This window comes from Cellulomonas sp. Root137, from assembly GCF_001426725.1.
In the GTDB taxonomy this organism is placed as follows: Bacteria; Actinomycetota; Actinomycetes; order Actinomycetales; family Cellulomonadaceae; genus Cellulomonas.
Genome location: NZ_LMFG01000001.1, coordinates 235858 through 258352 on the forward strand (window position 1 = coordinate 235858; position 22495 = coordinate 258352).

General features: G+C 72.7%; 21 protein-coding genes. 9 read left to right on the forward strand and 12 right to left on the reverse strand.

Annotation, left to right across the window (positions count from 1 at the left end):
• Positions 1-27: 27 nt before the first annotated feature.
• The 6 genes from ASD18_RS01095 to ASD18_RS01120 form a co-directional block, all read right to left on the reverse strand.
• Positions 28-1128 carry an ABC transporter ATP-binding protein gene (locus ASD18_RS01095; protein WP_056085810.1) on the reverse strand — a complete coding sequence of 367 codons (1101 nt, stop codon included), beginning with the start codon at positions 1126-1128 and terminating at the stop codon, positions 28-30.
• Positions 1125-2117, reverse strand: a complete 993-nt coding sequence (locus tag ASD18_RS01100) for an ABC transporter permease (RefSeq protein WP_056085811.1) — start codon at positions 2115-2117, stop codon at positions 1125-1127. Before ASD18_RS01100 ends, ASD18_RS01095 begins: the two co-directional genes overlap by 4 nt.
• 1 nt (position 2118) lies before the next feature.
• A complete protein-coding gene (locus tag ASD18_RS01105) occupies positions 2119-3096 on the reverse strand; it encodes an ABC transporter permease (RefSeq protein ID WP_056085812.1) in 978 nt (325 codons plus the stop codon).
• Entirely contained in the window at positions 3093-4178 is a 1086-nt protein-coding gene (locus ASD18_RS01110) for an ABC transporter ATP-binding protein (RefSeq protein ID WP_056085813.1), read from the reverse strand. Before ASD18_RS01110 ends, ASD18_RS01105 begins: the two co-directional genes overlap by 4 nt.
• A 47-nt stretch (positions 4179-4225) precedes the next feature.
• Positions 4226-5911 carry an ABC transporter substrate-binding protein gene (locus tag ASD18_RS01115; protein ID WP_056085814.1) on the reverse strand — a complete coding sequence of 562 codons (1686 nt, stop codon included), beginning with the start codon at positions 5909-5911 and terminating at the stop codon, positions 4226-4228.
• A 115-nt stretch (positions 5912-6026) separates the two neighbouring features.
• Complete coding sequence (locus ASD18_RS01120; RefSeq protein ID WP_056085815.1) at positions 6027-8537, reverse strand: beta-glucosidase; 2511 nt, start codon at positions 8535-8537, stop codon at positions 6027-6029.
• Positions 8538-8636: 99 nt separating this feature from the next.
• Here ASD18_RS01120 and ASD18_RS01125 point away from each other — a divergent pair, with 99 nt between their 5' ends.
• From ASD18_RS01125 to ASD18_RS01140, 4 genes are all read left to right on the forward strand, one after another.
• Positions 8637-9290: a TetR/AcrR family transcriptional regulator gene (locus ASD18_RS01125; protein ID WP_056085816.1), complete on the forward strand. Its 654-nt coding sequence runs from the start codon at positions 8637-8639 to the stop codon at positions 9288-9290.
• A 63-nt stretch (positions 9291-9353) separates the two neighbouring features.
• Entirely contained in the window at positions 9354-10091 is a 738-nt protein-coding gene (locus ASD18_RS01130; RefSeq protein ID WP_200938415.1) for a response regulator transcription factor, read from the forward strand.
• Positions 10092-10093: 2 nt separating this feature from the next.
• On the forward strand, positions 10094-11596 hold the full coding sequence (locus ASD18_RS01135) for a cell wall metabolism sensor histidine kinase WalK (RefSeq protein ID WP_304438211.1): 1503 nt from the start codon (positions 10094-10096) through the stop codon (positions 11594-11596).
• A 62-nt stretch (positions 11597-11658) separates the two neighbouring features.
• A complete protein-coding gene (locus tag ASD18_RS01140) occupies positions 11659-12036 on the forward strand; it encodes a VOC family protein (RefSeq protein ID WP_056085818.1) in 378 nt (125 codons plus the stop codon).
• A gap of 62 nt (positions 12037-12098) precedes the next feature.
• On the opposite strand, the gene ASD18_RS01145 is transcribed toward ASD18_RS01140, so the two are convergent.
• The 4 genes from ASD18_RS01145 to ASD18_RS01160 form a co-directional block, all read right to left on the reverse strand.
• Complete coding sequence (locus ASD18_RS01145) at positions 12099-12896, reverse strand: hypothetical protein (RefSeq protein ID WP_056085819.1); 798 nt, start codon at positions 12894-12896, stop codon at positions 12099-12101.
• 67 nt (positions 12897-12963) lie between these two features.
• Complete coding sequence (locus tag ASD18_RS01150; protein ID WP_056085820.1) at positions 12964-14580, reverse strand: ABC transporter permease; 1617 nt, start codon at positions 14578-14580, stop codon at positions 12964-12966.
• Positions 14577-15503, reverse strand: a complete 927-nt coding sequence (locus ASD18_RS01155) for an ABC transporter ATP-binding protein (protein WP_056085821.1) — start codon at positions 15501-15503, stop codon at positions 14577-14579. Before ASD18_RS01155 ends, ASD18_RS01150 begins: the two co-directional genes overlap by 4 nt.
• On the reverse strand, positions 15500-16141 hold the full coding sequence (locus ASD18_RS01160) for a TetR/AcrR family transcriptional regulator (protein WP_200938417.1): 642 nt from the start codon (positions 16139-16141) through the stop codon (positions 15500-15502). The genes ASD18_RS01155 and ASD18_RS01160 overlap by 4 nt, the downstream gene beginning before the upstream one ends.
• 74 nt (positions 16142-16215) lie before the next feature.
• On the opposite strand from ASD18_RS01160, the gene radA reads away from it, so the two are divergent.
• From radA to disA, 4 genes are all read left to right on the forward strand, one after another.
• A complete protein-coding gene (gene radA / locus ASD18_RS01165; RefSeq protein WP_056085823.1) occupies positions 16216-17637 on the forward strand; it encodes a DNA repair protein RadA in 1422 nt (473 codons plus the stop codon).
• Positions 17638-17728: 91 nt separating this feature from the next.
• A complete protein-coding gene (locus ASD18_RS01170) occupies positions 17729-17950 on the forward strand; it encodes a hypothetical protein (RefSeq protein ID WP_156387837.1) in 222 nt (73 codons plus the stop codon).
• A gap of 68 nt (positions 17951-18018) precedes the next feature.
• Entirely contained in the window at positions 18019-19080 is a 1062-nt protein-coding gene (locus ASD18_RS01175; RefSeq protein ID WP_056085825.1) for a LacI family DNA-binding transcriptional regulator, read from the forward strand.
• 78 nt (positions 19081-19158) lie between these two features.
• Positions 19159-20238, forward strand: coding sequence for a DNA integrity scanning diadenylate cyclase DisA (disA, locus tag ASD18_RS01180; RefSeq protein WP_056085826.1), 1080 nt, complete (start codon positions 19159-19161; stop codon positions 20236-20238).
• On the opposite strand, the gene ASD18_RS01185 is transcribed toward disA, so the two are convergent.
• Together ASD18_RS01185 and ASD18_RS01190 are read right to left on the reverse strand one after the other, a co-directional pair.
• A complete protein-coding gene (locus ASD18_RS01185) occupies positions 20235-20846 on the reverse strand; it encodes a hypothetical protein (RefSeq protein WP_056085827.1) in 612 nt (203 codons plus the stop codon). The genes disA and ASD18_RS01185 overlap by 4 nt on opposite strands.
• 96 nt (positions 20847-20942) lie before the next feature.
• A complete protein-coding gene (locus tag ASD18_RS01190; protein ID WP_056085828.1) occupies positions 20943-21521 on the reverse strand; it encodes a GNAT family N-acetyltransferase in 579 nt (192 codons plus the stop codon).
• 61 nt (positions 21522-21582) lie between these two features.
• Between ASD18_RS01190 and ASD18_RS01195 the strand changes: the two genes are divergently transcribed.
• The gene (locus ASD18_RS01195; protein ID WP_056085829.1) at positions 21583-22485 is read left to right on the forward strand and encodes an A/G-specific adenine glycosylase; all 903 of its coding nucleotides are present in this window, start codon (positions 21583-21585) and stop codon (positions 22483-22485) included.
• Positions 22486-22495 lie beyond the last annotated feature (10 nt).

Consider the following 22495-nt stretch of genomic DNA (forward strand, 5'->3'; position numbering starts at 1 on the left):
GAGAGGGAGCCGGGGGCAGGGCGGGGCTCAGCGGACCTGCAGCTCGACCGGTACCGGCTGGGGCTCGAACCCAACGGCGGCGACCGTCGCGGGGTCGTGGCGCAGGCACGCGACCGACCGGCGCGGGTCGTCGCCCTCGACCGCGGGCGCGACGAGCTCCGGGGTGATCGCCGCGCAGGCGTCGAACACGTGCGCGCACCGGGTCCGGTACGGGCAGCCCGTGGGCAGGTTGGACATGTCCGGGGGCGACCCCGGGATGCCGGTCAGCTCACGCCGCGGCCCGCGCAGGGGCGGGAACGAGTGCAGCAGCGCGTCGGAGTACGGGTGCCGCGGGCGGCGGTACATGTCCTGCGCCGAGGCGTCCTCGACGATCTCGCCGGCGTACATGATCGCGATCCGGTCGGCGATCTCGATCAGCAGCGAGACGTCGTGCGTGATGAAGATGACGGAGAACCCGAGCCGGTCGCGCAGCTCCGCGATCTGCTCCACGATCTGCCGCTGCATCACCACGTCGAGGGCCGTCGTCGGCTCGTCCATGATGAGCACCTGCGGGTCGAGCGCGAGGGCCATGGCGATCATCACCCGCTGCCGCATGCCGCCCGACAGCTGGTGCGGGTAGTCGCGGAGCCGGTCGGCGGAGATGCCGACGAGCTCGAGCATCCCCGCGGCCCGCTCCAGGGCCTCCTTCTTGGTGACCCCCGGCAGGTGCGCAGCGATGCCGTCGGCGATCTGCCGGCCGATCCGGTACACCGGGTTGAGGGAGTTCATCGCGCCCTGGAACACGATCGCGAGGTCCTGCCAGCGGGTGGCCCGCAGCTCCTGGTCGTTCAGCGTGAGGATGTCGGTCTGCTGCCCGTCGCGGTCGGTGAAGACGACCTCGCCGCCCGTGATCAGCCCGGGTGGCGGGAGCAGCCGGGTCGCCGCGTACGCCAGCGTCGACTTGCCGCAGCCGGACTCGCCGGCCAGGCCGAGCACCTCCCCGCGGTTGAGGGTCAGCGACACCTGGCGCAGCACGTGCGTCGGGTCCTCGTCGTACCCGTAGTCGACGGAGAGGTTCTTGATCTCCAGGACGGGGTCGGTCGCAGCGGCGTTCGCCCGGAACGCGCGCTGGGTGGTCACCGCACTCATGCGCGATCTTCCTTGGCCTCGTAGACCACCGGCGTGAAGCCGATGCGCGGACGGATCTTGCGCTTGCGCATCGAGCGGGCGTTGAGGCCCACCGACCGCAGGCGCGGGTTGACGAACTCGTCGATCCCGAAGTTGATCAGGGTCAGCGCCATGCCCAGCAGGGCGATGAGCAGACCGGCCGGGACGAACCACCACCACGCGCCGCGCTGCAGGGCCAGCTGTGCCTGCGCCCAGTACAGGACCGTTCCCCAGTTCCACTCGTTGGTGGGCGTGATGCCGACGAACGAGAGCGTGATCTGGGACAGGACGGCGAACCCGACGGTGCCGACGAAGCCCGCCGCGATGATGGCCGTGAGGTTGGGCAGGATCTCCGCGGAGATGATCCGCCACGTGCTCTCGCCGTTGGCGCGCGCGGCCTCGACGAAGTCGCGTTTCCGGAGCGAGAGCGTCTGCGCTCTGAGCACGCGTGCGCCCCACGCCCAGCCGGTCGCCGCGATCACCAGCGCGACCGTGAGCCCCCCGGCGGACGGCAGCTGGCCGGCGATGATGATGATGAGCGGCAGCTGCGGGATGACCAGGAACACGTTGGACAGGGCGGACAGCGACTCGTCGCCGAACCCGCCGATGTAGCCCGCGGTGACGCCGACGATCACGCCGATCACCGTGGCCACCGTGCCGGCCACGAACCCGACCACCAGCACGCTGCGCGTGCCGAGGATCAGCTGGCTCATGATGTCCTGCCCCTGGTGCGTGGTGCCCATGAGGTGCGCCCACGACGGCGGCTGCAGGATGGCCGACGACCGCTCGTTCGGGTCGTACGGCGCGATCCACGGCCCGATGATCGCGATGAGGAAGAAGAACCCGAGGATCACGAGGCCGGTGAGGGCCTTCGCGTTGCGCATGAACAGGAACCGGCGCTTGCCCGTGCGCGGGGCCGTCGCGTCGGGCGTGATCTCCAGGTCCTCGAGGAACGCGGCTTCGACAGTCATGTCAGCCCTCCTGACGCGTGCGGGGGTCGAGGAAGCCGTAGGCGACGTCGGCCGCCATGTTGGCGAGCAGCACCGCGAACGTGATCACCAGGAAGCACCCCTGCATGAGCGGGTAGTCCTTCGCGTTCACGGCGCTGAAGAGGTAGTAGCCGATGCCCTGGTACGAGAACACGATCTCCATGACCAGGGTGCCGCCGACGATGAAGCCGAGCGACAGGGCGAAGCTGGACACCTGCGGCAGGATCGCGTTCCGGGCGGCGTAGCCCATCCGCACGGTCCGCTCCCTGAGGCCCTTGGCCTGCGCGACGGTCACGTAGTCCTCGGAGGACACGGTGACCATCATGTTGCGCATGCCGAGCATCCAGCCCGCGATCGACGAGATCACGATCGTCATGGCCGGCAGGAACCCGTAGTAGATGACGGACCCGATGAACTCCCACGACAGGTTGGGCACCATGCTGCGGTCGTAGCTGCCGCTCGCGGGGAACCAGCCGAGTGTCACCGAGAACAGCGAGATGGCGATCAGGGCCAGCCAGAAGTACGGCACGGCCGAGAAGAAGGTCGACAGCGGCAGCAGCCCGTCCATCCACGTGCCGCGGCGCCAGCCGATCCCGGTGCCGACGAGCGTGCCGATGGTGAAGCTGATGACCGTCGCGACGCCGACCAGGCCGATCGTCCACGGCAGCGCCTGCCGGATCACGTCCGCCACGGGCGCCATGTAGGTGAACGAGATCCCCAGGTCGCCGTGCAGCAGCAGCTGCCAGTAGGCGACGTACTGGTCCCAGAGGGACATGTTCTCGTCCAGCCCGAACAGGGCACGGAGCGCCTCGGCGGCGTCGGGGCTGATCCGGCCCTGGTTCTTGGCGATCAGGGCACTCACCGGGTCGCCCGGCATGATCCGCGGGATGAAGAAGTTGATGGTGATCGCCGCCCAGGCGGTGATCGCGTAGAAGACGATGCGTCGGGTGAAGAACCTCATCGGTCGTCCTCCTTGACGATCGCCAGGAGCGTGGCGTCCACGGTCGGCCGCTCGCCGTACGCGTCGAGCACCGAGCCCAGCGACGGGCGGTCCTCGCGGTCGGCGTAGCCCCAGCAGGCGGCCTCGCGGCCCTCCCCCACGGCGATCAGCGGCGGCACCTCGGTGCGGCACACGTCGTTGGCGAACGGGCAGCGCGGGTTGAACCGGCAGCCGGCGGGCGGTGCCACCAGGCTCGGCGCCTCGCCGCGGGCGCCCCGGGCGCGAGCCTCGAGGTCGTCCGGGTCGGGCGCGGACCGGACCAGCAGCTGCGTGTACGGGTGCTTGGGGTCCTGCGTGACCGACTCCGAGTCGCCCTTCTCGACGACCCGCCCGGCGTACATGACCATCGTCGTGTCCGCGAAGTAGCGGGCCGACGCGATGTCGTGCGTGATGTAGAGGATCGCGAGCTGCAGGCGGTCCCGCAGGTCGCGCAGCAGGTTGAGGATGCCCAGGCGGATCGACACGTCGAGCATCGAGATCGGCTCGTCGGCGAGCAGCACCTCGGGGTCGGCCGCGAGCGCGCGGGCGATGGCCACGCGCTGGCGCTGACCGCCCGACAGCTCGTGCGGGAACTTGTCGATGTACCGCGCGGCCGGGCGCAGCTGCACCCGGTCCAGCAGCTCCTCGAGGGCGGCCTCCAGCTCGACGCCGCGCAGGCGTCCGCGGTGGATCTTCAGGCTGCGCGTGAGCATGTAGCGCACGGTGTGCACGGGGTTCAGCGACCCGAACGGGTCCTGGAAGATCATCTGGACCTTCCGCACGTACTGGTGGAACGCGCGGCGGTTCTTCACGGTCGCGTCCTGCCCGTGCAGCAGGATCTGCCCGCCGGTGACGGGCATGAGCTGCGCGAGCAGCCGGGCGATCGTGGACTTGCCGGACCCCGACTCCCCCACCAGCGCGACCACCTTGCCGCGGTAGAGGGAGAGGTTCACGTCGTCGACGGCGTGCACGACCTTCTGCGAGCGGAAGCCGCGGACGGGGAAGTGCTTGCGCAGGTCGATCGCTTGCAGGACTGGCGGGTCTTCTTCGTGCGGGGAGCTCATCGGGTCACCTTGGGGGTCGGGTGCGTGGTGCGGCGGGCGAGCCGGAGTCACTCGGTCGGAGTCAGCTTCGACAGGATGAGCGCTGCCTGCGGGCCCGTCGGCTGCGGGTTCGCGTACGGGTCCTCGTCGGTGGGGAAGCCCGTGTAGTTGACCGTCGAGTACTGCGCCACGGCCGGCCGCGACCAGATCACGAGGCCGGGGACGTCCTCCACGAAGTGCTTCTGGACGACGTCCAGGGCAGCCGCGCGGTCGTTGTCCGAGGTGCCGGCCTTGAAGTCGGCGAGCGCCTGGGTGACCTCGTCGTTCTGGTAGCGACCGAAGTTCCAGGTCGCCGACTCACCGAGCGGCACGTAGGACGCGCCGTCCATGATGTTGGCGTACATGTTCCACGGCGTGCTGCCGCCGTCGGTCCAGTGCAGCGAGGCCTGGAAGTTGCCGAACGGGATGATGTCGTTGAACCAGGTGTCCTGGACGACGCCCTCGACGGGCGCCTCCACACCGAGCGCCTTGGCACCCTCGGAGATGATCCCCAGGGCGTCCAGGTAGTCGGTCCAGCCGGTCGGGTTCTGCAGGGTGAAGGCGACCTTCTCGCCGTCGGGGTCCACGAGGGCACCCGAGCCGTCCCAGGTGTAGCCGGCCTCCGTGAGGACGTCCTTGGCACCGTCGACGTCGACCGAGAGCTCCTGGTCCGCGTACGCGTCCGAGATGAACGCGTCGCCCGAGGGCTGCGGCAGGCCGGTCACGCTCTTGATCTGCGGCCACACGCCGTACCCGGCGGTCGCCGAGATGTCCGCGCGGTCCACGACCATGTTCAGCGCCTTGCGGAACGCCACGTCGTTGAACGGCTTCGTCTCGTTGTTCAGGTAGAGCACGTCGACGCCGAAGCCGCCGCCCGCCACCTGGTGGAAGTGGTCGGGGTCCTTGGCGATGAACGTGTTCTCGAAGTCCGGGATGAACGTCCAGCCCCACTGCGCCTCACCGGTGGTGAGGGCCGTGGTCAGGCCCGCGTTGTCGTTGAACGTGTCGTACCGGAGCGTGCCGACCTTCGGGGTCTCGCCCCAGTAGTCGGTGTTCGGCTCGAGCGTCACGGCCTGCGGCGTGAACGACTTGAGCTTGAACGGGCCGGTGCCGATCATCTCGTCGTCGGTCCACGTCACCGGGTCCTCGCTCTCCCACAGGTGCTTGGGCACGATGAGGAGCTTGAGCAGCTTGACCTGGTTGACGTACTGGCCGGACAGGAAGTTCACCGTGACCGTGTTGCCGTCGACCGTGATGTCGCCGTACTGGTCGGGGAAGTCGGTGTTCAGCTCCTTGTTGTCCTTGCGGAGCTGGATCGAGAACGCGATGTCCTCGGCGGTGAAGTCCGTGCCGTCGGACCACTTGACGCCCTCGCGGGCGGTGATGACGGCCTGCGTCGAGTCCGGGTTCCACTCGACCTTCTCGGCGAGCCACGGCGTCGGGGGGTCCGTCGGCTTGAGCTCGTTGACCTGCATGAGCGACTCGTAGACCGCGAACGCGTACCCGAGCGAGAGCGACGCGGAGCCGTTCGCGAGCGGGTTCTGGTTGGGCTGCTGCGGGCCGTTCGGCATGCCGATCGTCAGGATCTTGTCCGAGACGCCGTCGGCGCCCCCGGTGCTGTCGTCGCCACTACCACCGCTGCCGGAGCAGGCGGTGGCGAGCAGCGCGAGAGTGGCCGCCGTAGCGATCACCGTCGAGAGCTTGCGGATTCTCACGAGTGCCTCCTTGCACTGATGTCGGAACTGCTGGTCGTACCGGTCCGACGGGACTGCGGATCTCGTCGGACCGGAGCTGTGCTGGTCGGGCTGCTTGGTCGGGCTGCTTGTGTCGCTACGCCGGCGCGGGACTGGGGAGGGCCACGTCGACCGTGAGGCGCAGGTCGCTCGAGGAGCGGCCGACGCGGATCGGATAGGTACCGGCCGGGGTGACCCAACCGGGCTGTGCCGAGTCCCAGGTCCGGAACGCCTTCGCGTCCACCCGGACCCGGACGACCGCGTGCTCGCCTGCGGCGGCGTGCACGACGCTGAACCCGCCGAGCCAGCGGACGGGCCTGTCGCCCGGAACCGGTGGCTCGACGTAGACCTGGACCACCTCGCGCCCGTCGCGGGCGCCGGTGTTGCGGACGGTGACGTCCAGGAGAACCGACCCGTCGACCTCGACGGAGGACACGGCGGACTCGTACTCCCACGTGGTCCAGCCGAGGCCGTGACCGAAGGGCGCCGCCGGGGTGCGACCGAGCTTGAGCCACGAGCGGTACCCCACGTGGACGCCTTCGTGGTACTCGATGACGCCGTCGACGGGGATCGCGTCCGGCACGGGCACGTCGGACTCGTGGGCGGGGAGCGTCCAGGGCAGGCGCCCGGTCGGCTCGGTGACGCCGGTGAGCACGTCCGCGAGCGCCTCGGGCCACTCCTGGCCACCGAGCCACGCCCACAGGACGCACGGCACCTCGTCGAGCCACGGCAGCAGCACGGGGGCGCCGGCGTTGACGACGACGATCGTGCGCGGGTTGGCGGCCAGCGCGGCCTTGACCAGCTGGTCCTGCGTGCCGGGCAGCGCGAGGCTCGTGCGGTCGTAACCCTCGGACTCGATCTCCTCGTTGGTCCCGACGACGACGATGGCGAGATCCGCGGCGGCGGCGGCCTCGACGGCGACCGCGAGCAGCTCGTCCGGGGACGTGCCGGGGACGCGGTGCACCAGCTCGGCGCGGGCGAAGCTGGCGTACCCCACCGGGTGCACGGCCTGCACGAGCGCGTCGACCTCGACCGTCGTCGGCTCGGTCACCTCGATGACCAGCGTCGCCGGCACGGGCTGGTTGACGCTGGAGTCGAGGATGACCTCCGCGCCGACCACGCGGTCGCTCGTGGAGAGGACCTGCCCGCCGACCGTGATGCGGTGCCTGCCCACGGTGCCGACGCCGACCTCGTGCCGGCCGGGCTCGTCGAGGCGGACGGTGGTGCGGATGCGCAGCGCGGCCGCGGGGCCGGGCACCTCGCGGAGCCAGCCGTTCCAGTCGGTCACGTCGGCGGCGGCCAGGACCGCACCGTCGGCGTCGAGCAGCTCGCCGAGCGCGCCGACGTGGCCCTCGGGCGTGGTGCACCGGCCGGCCAGGTCGAGCGACGGCGGCAGCAGGCGGGACACGGCGCCGGGGTGCACGTCGACCTCGACCTCGCCGAACGCCTCCCGGATCGCCGCCTCGGGGGTCGACAGGTGGTCCGGACGGACGAACGCGGAGCCGCCGCCCTGCACGAACGGGTGGACGGCGTTGGGTCCGAGCAGGGCGATCCGGGTGACGTCGTCGGGCGAGACCGGCAGCGCGTGCTCGTCGTCGCGGAGCACGACCATCGACCGGGAGACCAGCTCGCGCAGCACGCCGCGCACGTCCACGTCGGCCACGCGGTCGCGGCTCTCACCCGACGGCGCCACGCCCTCGAGCGCACCGACGCGCTGGGCCAGCCGGAGCAGGCGGAGCACCTTGGCGTCCAGCAGCGCCTCGCTGACCTCGCCGGCACGGACGGCGTCGAGCAGGCCGTCGCCCCAGGGGCCGTCCGGTCCGGGCATCTGCAGGTCGAGGCCGCCCTCGGCGGCGCCGGCGACGGACTTCGTCGCCACCCAGTCGCTCATGACGACGCCGTCGAAGCCCCACTCCTCCTTGAGCACGCCGGTGAGCAGGGGGCGGTGCTCGGCGGCGGTCGCGGCGGTGGTCCCGTCGTCGATCCCGGAGTACGCGCTCATCACCGACCACGCCTGGGCGTCGTGCACCAGCCGCTCGAAGGGCGCCAGGTACACCTCGCGCAGGGTCTGCTCGTCGACGCGCGACAGGTAGCTGGTGCGCTGGGTCTCGGAGTCGTTGGCGACGAAGTGCTTGACGCACATGCCCACGCCGCGGTCCTGCGCGGAGCGGACCACGTGCACCGCGATGTCGCCGGTGAGCAGCGGGTCCTCGGAGTAGCACTCGAAGTGCCGGCCACCGACGGGCGTGCGCTGGAGGTTCACCTGCGGGGCGAGCACCACGTCGACGCCGTGCCGGCGGGCCTCGGCGGCGAACACGTGGCCCAGCTCGTCGGCCAGGTCCACGTCCCAGGTCGCGGCGAGCGCGCTCGGGGCGGGGAAGCTGGCGGACGTCTCGTCGGCGGAGTCGGAGACGCCGCGGACGCCGGCGGGGCCGTCGGACACGTGCATGGCGCGCAGGCCGATGTGCGGGATCGCGGTGGTGGACCAGAGGCCGGCGCCGACGACGAGCCGCGTCTTCTCCTCGAGACTGAGGGCAGCCAGGAGGGGATGCAGGTCGGTGGCGGGCCGTTCAGCCGTGGGCGGCTGGGTGGCCGTGTCGAGTGACACAGCGGGTTCTCCGATCGGACAGCGTTGTCGTCTGGGGAGAATGAAAGCACAACTTACTGACTTGTCAGTAAGTGGCTTGATCACAGTATGGTTTCAGTCATGGACGACGCCGTTCCCCCCGCCGCTGCGCCGAAGCGCCGCGCGCGGCAACCCCGCCAGGCCACCACGGAGCGCCGGGCGGAGATCCTGCGGGCCGCCGCCAACACCTTCGGGTCCAAGGGGTACAAGAACGGCTCGCTCGCCGAGGTCGCCGAGCAGGTCGGCATCACGCACGCGGGCGTCCTGCACCACTTCGGGTCCAAGGAGCAGCTGCTGGTCGAGGTGCTGGAGTACCGCGACAAGGAGGACGTCCGCGACCTCGAGGGCCAGCACATCCCCGGCGGGCTCGGCCTGTTCCAGCACCTGGTCCGCACGGCGCGCATGAACGTCGACCGCCCCGGCATCGTGCAGGGCTACTCGGTGCTCACCGGCGAGTCCGTGACCGAGAACCACCCCGCCCGTGCCTGGGTCACCGACCGGTTCCGCGTGCTGCGCGGTGAGATCTCGGACGCGGTGATCGCGGTCGGGGAGGGCACGGTGTCCCGGGAGACCGCCGACTGCGCCGCGAGCGCGATCATCGGCGTCATGGACGGCCTGCAGGTGCAGTGGCTGCTCGACGAGGACGTCGACCTGCCCACGTCCACCCAGTTCGCCATCGAGGCGATCCTGGCCGCGGCGCTGCTCGGCGACGACCGCCCGCACCCGCTGGACTGATTCCTCAGCAAGTTCACAGGTTCGGTCCAGGGCCACAACAGGTAGCCCGCCCACGCTCAGGTCATGACGACGACTATCAGCCACCGCCCGGACGCGCTCTCCCGTGCCGACGGATCCCCTGTCCGCGCTCTGGTGGTCGACGACGAGCCGACCCTCGCTGAGCTGCTGTCGACCGCCCTGCGCTACGAGGGCTGGCAGGTCGACCACGCGCTGACCGGCCACGCCGCCGTCCGCGCCGCCAAGACGCTCGACCCGGACGTCATCGTGCTCGACGTCATGCTCCCCGACCTGTCCGGCATCGACGTGCTGCGCCGGGTCCGCGCCACCCACCCGAACGTCCCCGTGCTGTTCCTCACCGCCAAGGACGCGGTCGAGGACAGGATCGCCGGCCTGACCGCGGGCGGCGACGACTACGTCACCAAGCCGTTCAGCCTCGAGGAGGTCGTCGCGCGGCTGCGTGCCCTGCTGCGCCGGACCGGTGCGGTGTCCTCGCGCGAGGAGGCCGTGCTCGTCGTCGGCGACCTGCGGATGGACGAGGACAGCCACGAGGTGTCCCGCGACGGCGAGGACATCCGCCTGACCGCCACCGAGTTCGAGCTGCTGCGCTACTTCATGCGCAACCCGAAGCGCGTGCTGTCCAAGGCCCAGATCCTCGACCGCGTCTGGCAGTACGACTTCGGCGGCCAGGCCAACATCGTCGAGCTCTACGTGTCCTACCTGCGCCGCAAGATCGACAAGGGCCGCACCCCGATGCTGCACACCCTGCGCGGGGTCGGCTACGTGCTGAAGCCGTCCGTCTGATCGTGCCCACTCGTCCGCGCTGGACGCTGCGCCGGCGCCTCGTCGTGATGGTCGTCGCGCTGGTGGCGATCGTGGCAGGCGCCATGGGCACCGTGTCGACGCTCGCGCTCCAGGGCTCCCTGGTCGCGCAGCTCGACGAGAAGGTCGCCGCGGCCCACCGGCGCGCGGCGGACTTCCCGCGGCAGGGCACCCAGGACCCCGGCGAGGTCTTCGCGGCCCCGCCCGGCACCGGTGACTTCCGCCCGGGGCAGGACGCCGGCACGGTCAACGTGGAGCAGCCCGCCGGCGTCGACCCCGCCGACCTGACCGTGTTCCAGGCGGGCTACATCGACGACGACGGCACGCCGACCGCGCTGACCGACGCCCAGACCGCGCAGATGCTCGCCGTCCCGACCGACGGCGACGCGCAAACGATCACCCTGACCGGGCTCGGCAGCTACCGGGCGGTCTCGAGCGTCGACGCCGACGGCACGACGACGGTCACCGCGCTGCCGACCACCTCGGTGTCCAGCACCGTCACCACGTTCGTCGTCGTCGAGCTCGTGGTGGCCGCGATCGCCCTGCTGGTCGCGGCGGCCGCCGGGCTGGTGCTCGTGCGCCGCGAGCTGCGACCGCTCGACCGGGTCGTCGGCACGGCCAATCGCGTGGCCCAGCTCCCCCTCGACCGCGGCGAGGTGGTGCTCGCCGACCGCGTCCCCGCGCAGGACACCGACCCCGCCACGGAGGTCGGCCAGGTGGGTGCTGCGCTCAACCAGCTGCTCGGGCACGTGGAGCAGGCCCTCGCGTCCCGGCACGAGTCCGAGTCGCAGGTGCGCCAGTTCGTCGCCGACGCCAGCCACGAGCTGCGCACCCCCCTGGCGTCCATCCGCGGGTACGCCGAGCTGGTGCGCCGCTCCCCCGACGAGATGCCGGTCAGCGCGCTGCAGGCGATGTCCCGCGTCGAGTCCGAGTCCCTGCGCATGACCGCGCTGCTCGAGGACATGCTGCTGCTCGCCCGGCTCGACGCCGGGCGTCCCCTGGCTTCGGAGCCCGTGGACCTGACCGTGCTGGCCATCGACGCGGTCACCGACGCGCACGCCGCCGGGCCGGACCACGACTGGCGCCTCGACCTGCCGTCGGACGAGGACCTCGAGGACGCCCTCGTGGTCGGCGACGACCACCGGCTCCGCCAGGTGCTGGCCAACCTGCTGTCCAACGCCCGGCTGCACACGCCCGCCGGCACCACCGTCACGGTCCGCGTCCGGCGCGCCGAACAGCAGGTCGTCGTGCAGGTCGCCGACGACGGACCCGGCATCCCGCCCGCCCTGCGCGAGAGCCTGTTCCAGCGGTTCACCCGCGGCGACGCCTCACGCAACTCCGCCAGCGGGTCCACCGGTCTCGGGCTCGCGATCGTGCACGCAGTGGTCACCGCGCACGGCGGCACCATCACCGTCGACAGCGGACCGGGCACCACGTTCACCGTCACCCTGCCGGCTGCCCCCGCCGGGGTGCCGGCCCGGACCTAGCCACCCGGGCGTTGGCGCGAGAGCCTGGACCCGTTCTCGACCCTGATCCTGGAGGAGTGGCCATGGCGGACCTCAGCAAGGCGTTCAGCGGGTTCTCGACCGACGACGTCCCCGCAGCGATGGCGTTCTACGCCGACGCGCTCGGACTCGACGTGACCGAGGAGAACGGGATGCTCTTCCTGCATCTCGACGGCCACGACGTGCTGGTCTACCCGAAGGGTCCGGCGCACACGCCCGCGACCTACACGGTCCTGAACTTCCCGGTGGAGGACGTGCCCGGCACCGTGGCCGAGCTGCGCGGGCGCGGGGTGCCCTTCGAGAAGTACGAGGGCACCGACGTGGAGACCGACGACGACTACGTGTTCCGCGGCGGGGGTCCGCTGATCGCGTGGTTCACCGACCCCGCCGGCAACATCCTGTCGATCATCGCGGCCAGCTGACGAGAACACCCTCGGTCGCGATGCCCGGACACCGGGACGCGACCGAGGGTGGTTCTCGACCGTCAGAGCGGGAACGCGTTGTAGAAGTCGACGATCTCCGCCACCGGGGCCGTGGCGTGGAAGACCGTGGTGCCGTTGGTCCAGACCGCGATGCCGGTGCCGTCGCCCGCGTCGGCGATCGAGTACGTGCCGGCCGCCGCTCCGCCCGCCGTGACCTCGCCGGTCTGCGGGAGGGTCGGACCGGTGGGAGACGCGGACGGGTCGGGGGCGGGTGCGGCCGGGACGGCGGCGACGAGGCTCGCGGCGAACGCGGTCGCCTCCGCGGGCGTCTCCCACTGGCCGGCACGGACCGTCACGGTGCCGCTCCCGCCGTCGGAGTACGTCTCGGTGTAGGCCTCGATGGCGCCTGCGGCCTGCCACTCGGCGTCGGCGACGGACGTCGCGAGCGCGTACTGGAGCACGGTCGTCGGCAGCGCCGCGGCGAACGCGGTGGTCGCGGGCCGGGCGACCGGCTCGAGGGTCGGTGTCGGGGACGGCAGGAGGATGGTCGTCGCGACGGCCGGGGGTGCCTCGTCGGTGTCGCCGTCCCGGCTGACGAGGATCCCGACGACGATCGCGGCGATGACCAGCACGACGACGCCGATGATCGCCGGGATCAGCCAGCGGGGACGGCCGGAGCCGGCGGGGACGGCGGCGGCCGGCTCCTGGTCGAAGGCCTGCGCGGCGAACGCTGCGGGGGTGCCGGCGGCCGGTCCTGTCGGCGCCGTCGGGGGCTGCTGCTGCGTCGCCTGCCAGTTCGAGATCGGCGGCACCGGCTGGCCGACAGGTCGTTCGGGGCCGGGACGGCCGGTGTCGCTCATCGAGGCTCCCTCGTGCATCGCGTCGCCCGAACCCTCGCCGGACGCCCCGCAGCCTACCTACGCACGCTCATCCCACGACGTCACGGCGCCGGAACGCGGCCAGCCCGGCGCAGATCAGCCCGACCGCGACCACGACCAGGGCCAGCACGGGCGGCCAGTCCATCGGCTCGGCGGGCAGCTGCGGGGTGTACGTGAAGGGCGAGAGCACGTCGGCCCCCTCGGGCAGCAGCCGGGCGAACATGCCCAGGACGCCGACATAGGTGACGTAGGCCCAGACCAGACCGAACGCCCGCGGGGCCACGCCCATGACGACGACGGCCACGCCGAGCACGATCCCGACCGCGGGCAGCGTGACGGCTGCGGCGCCGACCATGCGCCCGACCCAGGCGTCGTCGTCCAGCGAGATCGCCGCCATGATCCCCATCAGCAGGCCCGTGGCCAGCATCATCACGATCGCCGCGACACCGGCGACGGCGACCTGCGCCCCGAGCCAGCGCGCACGGGACACCGGCCCGGCGAGGACGAGCGCGCCCCGGCCGGCCGTCTCCTCGGCCCGCGCGGCGCTCACCGCCGTCGCGCAGTACGCCCCCGCGACGACCGCGAGGAACACCATGTACACCGAGAAGGCCGCGGCCGCGGCGCCGTAGGCCCCGGTCGGGAACATCTGCTCGAGCCGCGGCTCGTTGGAGATGAAGTCCACCAGCGCCCCGGCCAGCAGCCCGATGAACCCGCCCATGGCGACGATCCCGATCCCCCACGCGAGGATGGCGCCCGCCTGGCGTCGCAGGGTCAGCGCGAGCATCCCGGTGAGGCGTGTCGACGCCCGCGGCGGTCCCACCCGCTCCGCCAGCAGGCCCGTGCCGAGGTCGCGCCGGCCGACCAGCCAGAACGCCACCCCCACGAGGCCGAGGGACACCACGAACCCGATCGCGAGCGGCCAGAACCGCTCGTCGACGTAGGCGCGCGTCGCCTGCGCCCACCCGAAGGGCGACAGCCACGTCAGGACGCTCGTGCTCTCCGGCCCCCGCACGTCCCCGATCGCGCGCAGCACGAACGCGACCCCGAGCGCCGCCATCCCGAGCGAGCTGGCCGCCCGCCCGTGGGCGGTGAGCTGGGACGCGACCGCGGAGATGCCCGCGAACACGAACCCGACCATGACGATCCCGCCCGCGAGCGCGACCGAGCCGACCGCGTCGAGCCCCGCGCTCAGCAGGGCGAGGAACGTCAGACCGCCGACCGCGAGGGTCGCGACCGCAGCGGCGACGAGCCCGGCGACCACCGGCGCGTCCCGGCCGACGGGCGCGGACCGCACCAGCTCGAGCCGGCCGTCCTCCTCCGCCGCGCGCAGGTGCCGGGTGACCGTGAGCAGCGCCATGATCGCGACCGGCACCATGACCCAGAGCCCGAGCTCGTTGGCCGTCATGGCGCCGACGGTGTAGTCGTCCAGCCCGTAGCCCGGTCCGGCCAGGGCGGTCGCGGCGGGCGACGAGATGAGCTGCGCGCGTCCGGCCAGCGACTCCGGCGACGAGTAGAGCTCCGTGAGCGCGCTGACCGACACCTGCGTCAGCCCGGCGACCGCCACGGCCCAGATCGCGGTCCGCCAGCGGTCGAGGCGCAGGGCCACCCGGACCAGCCCGGCGGTGCCGGACAGCTGGCTCCCGCGTGCGTCGACGGCGGTGGTCATCGCGATCCCTCCGGAACCCCCAGCGTCGCCAGCTCGTCGCTGTACTCGCGCAGGAACAGGTCCTCGAGGGTCGGCGGGTGCGCGGTCAGCGACTGGACGCCGAACGCGGTCAGCCGTGCGAGGACGTCGTTGAGCGAGGCGGTGTCGACGTCGACCGTCAGGTGGCCGTCGTCGCGCTGCACGTGGTGCACGCCGGCCAGCGCGGCCAGCGTGTGCTCGGCGTCGTCGGCGTCGCGCAGCCCCGCCGTGACGGTCGTCCGCGTGAGGCTGCGCAGCTCCTCGAGCGACCCGCTCTGCACCGCCCGGCCCTGCCGGATGATAGTCACGCGGCGGCACAGGGCCTCGACCTCCGCGAGGATGTGGCTGGACAGCAGCACGGTGCGCCCGTCGGCCGCCGCCTCCTGCACCACCTGCTGGAACACCGCCTCCATCAGCGGGTCCAGGCCGCTGGTGGGTTCGTCCATGAGCAGGAGCTCGACGTCCGCGGCGAGCGCGGCGACGAGCGCGACCTTCTGCCGGTTGCCCTTCGAGTACGCGCGGCCCTTGATCCGCGGGTCCAGCTCGAACCGCTCGATCAGGGCGTCGCGGCGGCGGGGGTCCAGCCCGCCCCGGAGCCGGCCGAGCACGTCGATCGACTCGCCGCCGGACAGGTTGGGCCAGAGGGTAACCTCGCCGGGCACGTAGGCGAGCCGGCGGTGCAGCGCGACGGCGTCCCGCCACGGGTCGCCGCCGAGCAGCTGCAGGTCTCCCGCGTCAGGACGCAGGAGCCCGAGCAGCACCCGGATGGTGGTCGACTTGCCGGCCCCGTTGGGTCCGAGGAAGCCGTGCACCTCCCCCGTCCGGACCGTGAGGTCGAACCCGTCGAGCGCGCGCTTGGCGCCGAACGTCTTGACGAGTCCGCTGACCGCGATGGCGTCGGTCATGGCTTCTCCTTGTACTCCAGGTAGGCGTCGAGGTAGGAGGTGTCGGTGAACAGGCCGTGCGTGTAGAGCTCGAGGCCGGGAAGCATCGAGGCTCTCGTCAGCTCGTCGATGGCCGTGGCCGGGTCGTCCGTCGGGGCGACCCCTCGACCGGCGGCGGCGTCGAGCTGGGCGAGCAGGATGAGGCCGACCTGCGTGGCGATGACCTGGCGGGCGCGGCCGCGAGGGTCCGCCGACACCCGTACGGTGCCCGCCGCCTCGCCCGCCTCGAGGTAGGCCTCGGCGTCGTCGACGAGCCCGTCGACGAAGTGCCCCGCGAGCGCACCGCCGTCCAGGAGGCTGCGGACGATGTAGGCGAAGAGGGGCGCGTACTCCTGCACGCGCGCCAGCATCCCGATCGTGTCCGCCGGGGAGGCGTTCGTGATCGCGGCCGACTTCTCCTCGCGGATGACCGTGAGCACGTGCTCGTCGCACGCGGCGCGCAGCGCGTCCTTGGAGCCGAAGTGGTGGATCACGAGGGCGGCGCTGACACCGGCGTCCTCGGCGATGGCACGCACGGGCGCCCGGAACCCGTCGCGGCCGAAGCGCGCGACGGCCGCATCCCGGATGCGGGCGCGGGCGGTGAGATCCTCTGAACGCACGTTCACCACACTAAACACTCGTTCAGCCGCGCCGCAAGGCCTCTCTGTCAGAGCCTCCGGCTAGCGTGCGGCGCGTGACCACCACCTCCTCGAAGCGGCCCGACCGCAGCGCGCGTCCGGCGTTCCGCTGCACCGAGTGCGGGTGGACCGCCAGCAAGTGGGTGGGCCGGTGCGGCGAGTGCCAGGCCTGGGGGTCGGTCCTCGAGGACACCGGCCCCGGGGGCGGCGCACCGCGTACGGTCGCGACCTCCCCCACGCGCTCTCCCGCCCGGCCCATCGACCAGATCGACGTCGAGACCGCCCGGGCGCGCCCCACGGGGGTCGACGAGCTGGACCGGGTGCTCGGCGGCGGCCTCGTGCCCGGCGCCGTGGTGCTCCTGGCCGGCGAGCCCGGGGTCGGCAAGTCGACCCTGCTGCTCGACGTCGCCGCCCGCGCGGCCCGCACCGGGCGCAAGGTGCTGTACGTGACCGGCGAGGAGTCGGCGGCGCAGGTGCGCCTGCGGGCGGGCCGGATCCACGCGCTCGACCCCCAGCTGCTGCTCACCGCGGAGACCGACCTCGGCACGGTCCTCGGGCACATCGAGCACGTCGACCCCGACCTGCTGGTGCTCGACTCCATCCAGACGATCGCCTCCGCGCAGGTCGAGGGCACCGCGGGCGGGGTGTCCCAGGTGCGCGAGGTGGCCACGGCGGTGATCCAGGCGGCCAAGGCCCGGGACCTGCCCGTCGTGCTCATCGGTCACGTCACCAAGGACGGCTCGGTGGCCGGACCGCGCACGCTCGAGCACCTGGTGGACGTCGTCTGCCAGTTCGAGGGCGAGCGCCACTCCCGCCTGCGCATGCTGCGCGCGACCAAGAACCGCTACGGCCCCACCGACGAGGTCGGCTGCTTCGACCTGTCGGAGTCCGGGATCGTCGGGCTGGCGGACCCCAGCGGGCTGTTCATCTCCCAGGCGCTGCACGCGGTGCCCGGCACCTGCCTGACCGTGACGCTGGAGGGCCGCCGGCCGCTGGTGGTCGAGGTGCAGTCGCTCGTGGCGCCCAGCGCGGTGCCCAACCCTCGGCGGACCACCAGCGGCGTCGACAGCAGCCGGCTCGCCATGGTGCTCGCCGTGCTCCAGCGCCGGCTGGGCGCGCGCCTGGCCGACCAGGACGTGTACGTCTCGACGATCGGGGGCGCCCGGGTGGTCGAGCCGGCGGCCGACCTCGCGCTGGCGCTCGCCGCGGTGAGCTCGCGGGAGAACGTCCCGCTGCCGCGCGGGCTGGTGGCCATCGGCGAGGTGGGGCTCGCCGGGGAGATCCGGACCGTCTCGGGCGTCGGCCGCCGGCTCGCGGAGGCGGCTCGGCTCGGGTTCACGCGCGCGATCGTGCCGGCGGGGGCGCTGGACGGCGCGACCCCTCCGGCAGGGCTGACCGTCCTCATGGCCGCCGACCTGGGAGAGGCCGTCACCGCGGCCGGTCTGGTGCCGGAGCTCGCCGGCAGCGCCGCCCGCTGAGATCGGCGCCTATCCTCTTGACCGGTACAGAACCTTCCGTTACTTTATCGGTACAGAAGAGATCGAGACCGACAGGAGAACCCTGATGTCGATGGACACCCCTCAGTTCGGACTGCTGTTCGGTGTGACCGCGGCGCGGCACGAGGCCGAGAGCGCACGGCCCTGGGCGCCCGAGGTACCGGAGCCGGAGCGCATCCCGCGCGTCCGCCGGGCCCGCGCACCGCGCACCCGCCGCAGCCTGGCCGGAGCGCTGCACCACCTGGCCGACACCATCGCCCCCGCGAACAGCTGCGAGGGCTACCCGGCGCGATGATCGCCTCCCCACCGGGACCGGCCCCGGCGACCTACCCTGTCCCGCATGGAGCGGAACAGGGTGGCGTCGTGTCCCGGGTGACGCTGCAGACGATCGCCGACCAGGTGGGCGTCAGCCGGATGACCGTGTCCAACGCGTTCTCCCGGCCGGACCAGCTCTCGGCCGAGATGCGTCGCACGATCCTCGCGGCCGCGGCCGACCTCGGCTACGTCGGACCGGACCCGTCCGCCCGGGCGCTGGCCCGCGGGACCACCGGCGCGGTCGGCGTCCTGCTCACCGAGTCGCTGGGCACCGCGTTCCTCGACCCGATCGCCGCCGCGTTCTTCGGCGCGGTGGCCGAGGAGCTGGCCCCGACCGGGCTGGCGGTGGTCCTCCTGCCCTCCACCAGCTCCGAGGGCATGATCCCCGCCCGCGACATCCCCATGGACGGCGCCCTGGTCTACGGGTGCGCCGGCGACTACCCCGCCGTCGACTGGCTGGTGAAGCGCCGGCTGCCGCTGGTGTTCGTCGACGGCGAGGCCGTGGCCGAGGCCTCCAGCGTGCTCCTCGACGAGCGCCACGGGGCGCGGCTGGGCGCCCAGCACCTCCTGGACCTCGGGCACACGCGCATCGGCGTCTTCACCATGAACTCGACCGAGCCGCCCGGCTGGGCACCGGACCCCGCCTCGGCCGGCTCCGGGTTCGTCGCCCGCGAGCGCCAGATCGGCTGGGTCGAGACGCTCCGGGCGGCCGGGGTGACCCCGGTGGTCATGGAGGTGCACGACAACGCCGAGCCCTACGTGTCGGAGGGCGCGCGGGCTCTGCTCGACGGGCCGGACCGACCGACCGCGGTGCTCTGCTTCTCCGACCTCATGGCCGCCGCGGTCGTGCATGCCGCCGAGGAGCTCGGGCTGCGCGTGCCGGACGACCTGTCGGTCGTCGGCTTCGACGACTCCCCCCTGGCCCGCCGGCTGCGCCCCGCGCTGACCACGGTCCACCAGGACTTCGCCGCCAAGGGCAAGGCCGCCGCCGCCGCGCTGACCTCGTCCATCGCCCGGTTCCGGGCCGGCGCCGCGCCCGAGCCGGAGGAGCACCGCATCCTCGTCGACCTCGTGGTGCGCGACAGCACGGCGCCGCCGCGGCCCGCCTGAGCGTGTCGAACGAGCGAACCCTCGTCCGCCCTGCGGTTCGCGAGAGCCGCCGAGCCCGCCCATCGTTACCATGCAACCGTGCCGTCGCACCTGCACGCCTCCGATGACCTCCTGAGGTCCACGCTCGCCGCCGTCGCCCCGGGTGGCGAGCTTCGCGACGGTCTGGAGCGGATCCTGCGCGGACGGACCGGCGCGCTGATCGTCCTGGGCTTCGACCAGACGGTCGAGAGCATCTGCTCGGGCGGCTTCGTCCTCGACGTGGAGTTCTCCGCCACCCGCCTGCGCGAGCTGGCCAAGATGGACGGCGCCGTCGTCGTGGACGCGGGCATCTCGCGGATCCTGCGCGCGGCCGTGCAGCTGCTGCCGGACGTGACCATCGAGACGTCGGAGTCCGGCACTCGGCACCGCACCGCCGAGCGCGTCGCCAAGCAGACCGGCCTGCCGGTCGTGTCGGTCTCCGCCTCGATGCGGATCATCGCCCTGTACGTCGGCGGTCAGCGTCACGTCATCGAGGACTCGACGACGATCCTGTCCCGCGCCAACCAGGCGCTGGCCACCCTCGAGCGGTACAAGTCGCGGCTCGACGAGGTCAGCGGAACCCTGTCCGCGCTGGAGATCGAGGACCTGGTCACCGTCCGGGACGTGTCCGCGGTGGTGCAGCGCCTCGAGATGGTGCGCCGCATCTCCGAGGAGATCGAGGGGTACGTCGTCGAGCTGGGCACGGACGGTCGTCTGCTCACCCTGCAGCTGGACGAGCTGGTCGGCGGCATCGGCTCCGACCGGGCGCTCATCATCCGCGACTACGTCGACACCAGCCGCCGGGACGTGGACTCGGTGCTCGACGAGCTGGCGGAGCTGGACTCCACGGAGCTGCTCGACAACGCGCGGATCGCCAGCGTGCTCGGCCTGCCCGGGGGTGGCGACGCCCTCGACGCGGCTGCCGGACCGCGCGGCTACCGGCTGCTGTCCAAGGTCCCCCGCCTCCCCGGCGCCATCGTCGACCGGCTGGTCGCGCACTTCGGCGGGCTGCAGAAGCTGCTCGCCGCGGGCATCGAGGACCTCATGGCCGTCGACGGCGTCGGCGAGCAGCGCGCGCGGGCCGTGCGCGAGGGACTGTCCCGGCTGGCCGAGTCGAGCATCCTCGAGCGGTACGTCTAGCCCAGTCCGAACACCGCGGGCGGGGCGCCGGTCCCGGCGAGGGTGAGCTGAGCGGAGTATGTGCCGGCGCCGGGCGCGGGCAGTCCCTGCGGGCAGCCCTCGGCCGAGCGGATGCGGTTCCACGCGAACGAGGTGGTGTCGTTCCCGCCGGCCGGGAGCAGGAGGACGCGCTTCTCCGTGCCGGGGACGATGCAGTCGCGGCTGGACCACACCCGGTCCGAGCCGGAGGTGACGAGGATCTCCCGGTGGACCTCGCCCGCATCGAGCAGGCAGGCCTCGGTTCCGGTGTTGGTGATCGAGACCGTGAACGTGGCGCTCACGCCTGCCGCGAACGACACGGCGTCCGGTGTCATCGCCATGCTCAGCACGGCGGGGGCGCAGCCGGCGACGCCGGCGTCATCGGTGGGCGTCTGGCTGGGCTCGGGTTCCGATGCGGCCGAGGTGGTTGGCGCTGCCGCGGGGTCATCCGGCGAACCCGATCCGGAGAAGAGTCGCACGACGAAAGCCACAAGCAGGCCCAGGAGCGCGAGGAGGGCAATGACGACTCCCAGCACCACCAGCCGACGCACCCAGTAGACGCGGGCGGGGAGGCGTCGCGACTCGCTCATGCGTCCTCCGGGCCGGTCGACTGCGCCGCGCGATCCCGCAGCGCGACCACCGTAGAGGCAGGTCCGCCGACCTGCGCGGCGGACGCGCGGGCGCGCTCAGAGAGCGAGACGAACGATCGCCCGGCCGTCCTTGGGCCGCGCCACCACGTCGAAGTCGGCCGCGAGGAAGAGGCTGACGGTCCCGCGGTAGAGGTCGGCCGACGAGAGCCTGCGGGCGCCCGGCTCGAGCGGATACCCCTCGAGCGTGTGAGCGCCGGATGCCCGGGCGTGCTCGACGGCCGCGGCGAGCAGGGCACCGGCGACACCCTGGCGTCGGAACCCCGTCCGCACGACGAAGCAGGTCACGGCCCAGATCCCGGGGTCGTCGAGGTCCGCCTTGAGCTCGCGCGTGGTCATCGACGGGCTGGTCCGGATGCGCGGGAACTCGGAGCGCGGCGCCACGGACGCCCAGCCGACCGGGTCCCCGTCGAGCGTCGCGAGCACTCCCGGGCGCGCGCCGGGCTCGGTGATCCGGGTGGCGAGCCGGTCCCGGAGCTCGTCGACCGGCATGGTCCGGAACTGCGAGTTCGGCACCCGGTCGAACTGGCAGAAGCACCTGCCGGGGTCACCGGGACCCTCGAAGACCGCCACCGCGTCGTCGACGCTCGTGCACGGAGCCGCCGTCAGCTGAGCCATGCGCCCACGGTAGCCACGACGTCGGACAGCCACCTGTCACCGCGTGAGGCAGGATGCTGCGGTGCCGCCGTCCCCCGCCCAGCTGCGTGAGCCGGTGCTCGCGTGGTTCGACGTGCACGCGCGCGACCTCCCGTGGCGCGCCGCCGACCGGACGCCCTACGGCGTGCTGGTCAGCGAGGTGATGCTGCAGCAGACCCCGGTGGTCCGCGTCGAGCCGGCCTGGCGCGCGTGGATGACCCGGTGGCCGACGCCCGACGACCTCGCGGTGGCGTCGACCGCCGACGTGCTGCGCGCCTGGGACCGGCTGGGCTACCCGCGCCGCGCGCTCCGGTTGCAGGAGTGCGCGCGGGCCGTCGTGGCGAGGCACGGCGGGGTCGTCCCGGCCGACGAGCCGTCGTTGCTGGCGCTGCCCGGCATCGGCTCGTACACCGCCGCCGCGGTGCTGGCCTTCGCGTACGGGCGGCGGTCGGTGGTGCTCGACACCAACGTCCGGCGCGTGCTGGCCCGCACGGTCGACGGCGTCGCGCTCCCGGCGCCGAGCCAGACCGTGGACGAGGTCCGCCGCGCCACCAGCTACGTGCCCGACGACCACGCGACCGCCGCCCGGTGGGCCGCCGCGTCGATGGAGCTGGGTGCCCTCGTCTGTACCGCCCGGTCCCCGCGCTGCGACGCCTGCCCGGTGCGTGACGTGTGCGCCTGGTACGCGGCGGGCCGGCCCGCCGACGAGCATGCCGGACGTCGCCGGACCCAGTCGTTCGAGGGCACCGACCGGCAGGTGCGGGGACGCGTGATGGCCCTGCTCCGGGACGCCCTCGGTCCGGTGCCCGCCACCGCCGTCGATGCCGTCTGGCCGGACGCGCCCCAGCTCGCCCGCTGCGTCGACGGGCTGGTGGCCGACGGGCTGGTCGCCCGGGACCCGGCGGCGAGCGACGACGACCCCCCGACGTACCGGCTCCCGTCCTGACCGCGTGGGA